This window comes from Sulfurihydrogenibium yellowstonense SS-5 (genome assembly GCF_000173615.1).
In the GTDB taxonomy this organism is placed as follows: domain Bacteria; phylum Aquificota; class Aquificia; order Aquificales; family Hydrogenothermaceae; genus Sulfurihydrogenibium; species Sulfurihydrogenibium yellowstonense.
The window spans coordinates 1-3,076 of the sequence record NZ_ABZS01000190.1; the positions used below are offsets into that span (position 1 = coordinate 1).

Consider the following 3,076-nt stretch of genomic DNA (forward strand, 5'->3'; position numbering starts at 1 on the left):
TTATAAGTGGCATTGCATATTTGCTTATTAATTATTTATTGAAAGAAGATACAACGATTTTGTTTGTTAATATTGCTAGGAGAAAGCTTAAAGTTTAAATTTGAAATCATGCTACCTAAATTATATGACACATCTCATCAGTCTGACACAAAACTGGCCTCTTATTACCTATCCAAATTTCCTGTAAAATCATTAACGATTTTAGTGGATAAATCTTATAAAAGATTTTATTGCTTTTGTCTGTCCTTAGACTCCAAACCGAAGGAACTTCTATTTTGTAGTTATTTGAAAGAAATAAAGAGAAAAAGATAGAATCTTTGCTGTAGTCGTAAACAAACAACACTGAGAGCTTTTGCAAGCAATTAATAAGCTATGGGTCTTATGATTTTCCCAAACTGGTATGACTTATACAAACACTTGAACAAAAGTCTTAAATGATGTATAATATATATCTCTATTGTGAGTCGCTAGCTCAGTCGGTAGAGCACCGGTCTTTTAAACCGGTGGTCCTGGGTTCGATTCCCAGGCGACTCACTTCTGAATATGGCCCCATCGTCTAGCCCGGCCTAGGACACCGGCCTTTCACGCCGGCGACACGGGTTCGAATCCCGTTGGGGTCATTCCTTTAAAACCTACAATAAAATAACATGGTCGGTTAGCTCAGTTGGCAGAGCACCTGCTCGACACGCAGGGGGTCATAGGTTCAAGTCCTATACCGACCACTTCTCTTCTTTTTTTAATATTGTCTAATGGCAAGAATTTTGAATATGCAAACGGAGATCTAGAAGCTTGTAATCCAACTATTGAAGAGACGGTTGATGGAGAATAATTACCAATATCTTATTCTTCCAGTGTCTATATGTACGAAATTTGAAGATGGGTAATATCCTACACCACCAGCTTTAAGGGATATTGCCACATCTCTTAAAATGTGTAATGGAACTCCAGAAATATTTATATCAATTGCTTTTCCTTGCATGTGCAAGCTATTTTTTGCAACCCCAGAACTTATTTCTCTAAGAAGATTGTTTGTTTTTGGAGATCTGTATCCAGAAATGATATGTATGGGTCTATTGTTTAATTCTAAAGTTTTTCTTAATATGTAAAGTGTATCTATTAATTTTATATCAATTTCAGCAATTTCATTTGTTCTAAAATCTCTTAAAGTATAAAAAATTTTCTTTAAACCTGCCTTATTGTACCGTCCATTTTCTTAAAATGTCTCCTTTAAAAATTCTCCGGTTTGCGTGTTATAGAAATAAAGCGTTCTTTCTTGGAAATAACTATTAACGATACTACCAAAATATTTTGGAACCAATCCATAAATGCCTGTAATTAAGCCAAATTTTAAAAAATCTCTTCTATTCATCGATACCAAGCATTATATTTAAGATCTTTATATCAAAATTATACAAATCTTCGTAAAAATATATTGTATCATTTTTAACTAATGCCGTGAAATAAAAAATATAAACATAAATATCTTTACAAGGAGTCAAACCTATCGTTTTATTACTATCTATATAGTTCAATATTTCACTTTTATCTTTGTTTAATATATACGAAGTTAAAGACAGAGGGTCATTGACTCTTATACAACCAGAACTAAATGCTCTTTTTTTATGTTTGAACAATTCTTTGAATGGGGTATCATGTAAATAAACTTGAAATGGGTTTGAAAATGTTATTTTTATTCTTCCTAAAAAGTTTTTATTACCGGGACTTTGTATCAAAGTAAAGCCAAAGTTGTTCTCATTGTATTCCCACCAATTTATCTTTTTATAGTCAACTTCTTGACCGTTATAAAAAACTTTAAAACTAAAATCTTCTAAAAATCTTGGATTAGACTTTATCTTCTTAAGAATATCCTTTGCTGCAATTTTCTTCGGTACATACCAATATGGATTAATTGTAATTTTTTCGATTTTACCGTAGTATATAGGTGTTGGTCTAAAATCCTCTTCATAATTTTTTCCAACAATAACCTCTGTGCTTAGTATCTCTGTATTATCTTCATAATATTTTAGTTCAAATGAAGGAATGTTAACCTCTATCCTACTCTCAGCCAAATTTTCAGGTAGCCATCTGTATTTTTCCATGTTGATTTTAATAATATCAATCAATTCATTAAGAGGCCTATTTAGTTCGTTTAATGTTTTGACACCTATTACTCCATCTGCTTCTAAATTTCTACTTTCTTGAAATCTTTTTACCGATTCTAAAAGTTCATCGTCATATATATAAGAATTTGTGTTTCCGTCATAAAAACCATAGATATACAATAGTTGTCTTAATTTTTTAACTTCTTTATCTTTCATTTTTGGTTTTAATTTTTTATTTATCTTTGGTAAAGATGGATATAATGCCATGATTTCATAGTATTTAGATAAGTATTGTCTTAATGTCAAATAACCTTCGTGATTTGGTTGACAGAGTTGAGGTAAGTTTTCTAATTGATTTTCTTTGATAATAGTTGCAAGTTCTTTATATTTGTTAAATTTTTTCTTTGGTAAGTTCCAAGTTTCAAAAATATCCTTAGGGTCTATAGTTCCATTATAAAGGTCTAAGCAAATTTTTAAAGTAAGCTTTGAAAGCTCAATCTCATCTTTTACAGGATTTCTGCTTAAGAAGAAGTTATAGTTTGATGGATTTAAACCTTCCTTATCTAAGTTTTCTATTAGATTTCTAAGTTTTTCAGTTTTTTCTTCAAAACTATCATTTATCCAAATCGGTAAAAAATCAGTAGATTGATATAAACTTTTTAAACCTTTATCGTTCTTTAAGTAAATTTTTAAATCAACCGAACCGGCAGAATAAACCTTTCCGGCACTACATATAAGCAGTAGTAAAGTTTTAATTAATATTAATCTTTTTAAGACCACAATTTATTATGCATTTTCTTTAACTTTTTCTTTTTTTATTACTTCTGCTTCTATCTCCTTAGGTGTGATAACTTTTTCGTCCTCTTTTTTCTCTTCGCCAGATATAGCCGACTTAAAGCTTCTGATTCCTTCACCTAAGCCTCTTCCAATCTCAGGCAACTTTTTTGCACCAAATAGTAAAACTATGATTCCAA

3 protein-coding genes, 3 tRNA genes and 1 pseudogene are annotated in these 3,076 nt (G+C 30.7%); 3 read left to right on the forward strand and 4 right to left on the reverse strand.

Annotated features, from left to right (window positions below; all coding sequences use genetic code 11):
* Positions 1-461: 461 nt before the first annotated feature.
* The 3 genes from SULYE_RS07305 to SULYE_RS07315 all read left to right on the forward strand — a co-directional run bounded on the left by SULYE_RS07305 (position 462) and on the right by SULYE_RS07315 (position 722).
* A tRNA-Lys gene (locus SULYE_RS07305) sits at positions 462-534 on the forward strand.
* Between the two features lie 11 nt (positions 535-545).
* Positions 546-620 (forward strand) — tRNA-Glu (locus SULYE_RS07310).
* A gap of 29 nt (positions 621-649) precedes the next feature.
* Positions 650-722, forward strand: a tRNA-Val gene (locus tag SULYE_RS07315).
* A gap of 107 nt (positions 723-829) precedes the next feature.
* On the opposite strand, the pseudogene SULYE_RS08110 reads toward SULYE_RS07315, so the two are convergent.
* From SULYE_RS08110 to tatA, 4 genes and pseudogenes are all read right to left on the reverse strand, one after another.
* Positions 830-1,201, reverse strand: a pseudogene (locus tag SULYE_RS08110) (YcbK family protein); the annotation flags it as partial.
* 12 nt (positions 1,202-1,213) lie between these two features.
* On the reverse strand, positions 1,214-1,369 hold the full coding sequence (locus SULYE_RS08225; RefSeq protein ID WP_007548024.1) for a hypothetical protein: 156 nt from the start codon (positions 1,367-1,369) through the stop codon (positions 1,214-1,216).
* Positions 1,362-2,882, reverse strand: coding sequence for a L,D-transpeptidase family protein (locus SULYE_RS07325; protein ID WP_007548025.1), 1,521 nt, complete (start codon positions 2,880-2,882; stop codon positions 1,362-1,364). Before SULYE_RS07325 ends, SULYE_RS08225 begins: the two co-directional genes overlap by 8 nt.
* 6 nt (positions 2,883-2,888) lie before the next feature.
* On the reverse strand, positions 2,889-3,076 hold a 188-nt coding region (tatA, locus tag SULYE_RS07330; protein WP_007548026.1), incomplete at its 5' end, for a twin-arginine translocase TatA/TatE family subunit.

What these genes read in the sequence shown, in the direction of transcription:
- SULYE_RS08225 (WP_007548024.1), bottom strand. Translation starts at nt 1,369, where the DNA reads ATGAATAGAAGAGATTTTTTAAAATTTGGCTTAATTACAGGCATTTAT.